This is a genomic window from Bifidobacterium vansinderenii, from assembly GCF_002234915.1.
Taxonomy (GTDB): Bacteria; Actinomycetota; Actinomycetes; order Actinomycetales; family Bifidobacteriaceae; genus Galliscardovia; species Galliscardovia vansinderenii.
Genome location: NZ_NEWD01000064.1, coordinates 1 through 1,261 on the forward strand (window position 1 = coordinate 1; position 1,261 = coordinate 1,261).

2 protein-coding genes are annotated in these 1,261 nt (G+C 39.2%); both read left to right on the plus strand.

The window, feature by feature from the left end:
- Positions 1-836: acyltransferase family protein (locus tag Tam10B_RS12810; protein ID WP_093961606.1), on the plus strand; the 836-nt coding region annotated here is incomplete at its 5' end.
- 53 nt (positions 837-889) lie between these two features.
- A partial coding sequence (locus Tam10B_RS12815; RefSeq protein ID WP_198947617.1) for a glycoside hydrolase family 99-like domain-containing protein occupies positions 890-1,261 on the plus strand: 372 nt, incomplete at its 3' end.

Here is a 1,261-nt window from a genome sequence, read left to right on the forward strand (position 1 = left end):
CGAGAGGAAGTAGGTCGGTCTTTATTGCACATAAAGCGCTAAATATTCTCATCCCTTACTTTGTCTTTGCTTCAATCTACATCGCAGTCAATAGTTCCGTATCTGAGGTGAATCATCGCAGCGATATTGATCGTATACTGTGGCTGTGGAAGGAGCCGGAAGCCCAATATTGGTTTTTATATGCGTTGTTTCTTCTTTTTATTTTTTGGGTGTTTTTATCTGGGTCTATGAAGAATTGGCATATTTTAATTTTCCTGTCAGTATTAAATTATGCTGCTGTACTTCTGGATATTCATTTTGGTAGCCTATCCTCGGCTATGAGTATGGCTTTTTCCTTTGGTTTGGGCACAGTTACCGAAAAATTATTTTTTTCCGAAAATTCTAGCATTAAAAAGATGCTAGTGATTGTGTTACATGTTCTGGTTGTTGGGTTTTTCTCCTACATGAATGTACAAAGCCTTCCGATTCTTAAAGAAGCAGGTGAAGCTCTGGGCATCGCCGCAAGTATCTGTTTTATTACTTTGATCACTAAGTTTAGTCTTTTTGCAAAAGTTTTATTGTTGATCTGCAAATATTCCTTTCCAATATATTTATTGCACACCATCTTTACTGCTGGAATACGTATTGGACTCAATTATGCGGGGTGGCGGAATTATTGGATACAAGTTTTGGTGGGAACAGGAGTCGGAATATTGGCCCCGGTTTTAATTGCAATGCTTTGTTCAAAAACGCCTTTTCTTGATTTCCTCTTTTATCCGTCAAAATATTTGGAAAAATTTTATAACAGATCCAGTAGACGTTTTTGTTTACTGAGAAGAAAAAGAGTTTCGCGTTAATTATATTAATTGTATCCTAGCCGAAGGTATATAAGAGAAAGAGATATTTCAATATGAAAGTTATTGCTTTTTATCTTCCCCAGTTTCATGAGATCCCTGAGAACAATGAATGGTGGGGAAAGGGCTTTACCGAATGGGTGAATGTTAAGAAGGCCAAGCCTCTGTTTTCTGGACATCAGCAGCCGCGAGTTCCCCTTAATAAGAACTATTATGATTTGTTGGATCCAGAGGTCCAGGTATGGCAGGCGAACCTCGCTAAGAAGTATGGTGTATACGGATTCTGCTATTACCATTATTGGTTTGGCGGAAAGATGCTGTTGGAAAAACCGATGGAGAATATGCTTAAGAATCCGGAGGTTGATATTCCTTTCTGTGTTTGCTGGGCAAATGAGCCGTGGACTAGGGCGTGGGTAGGCGAGACGAAG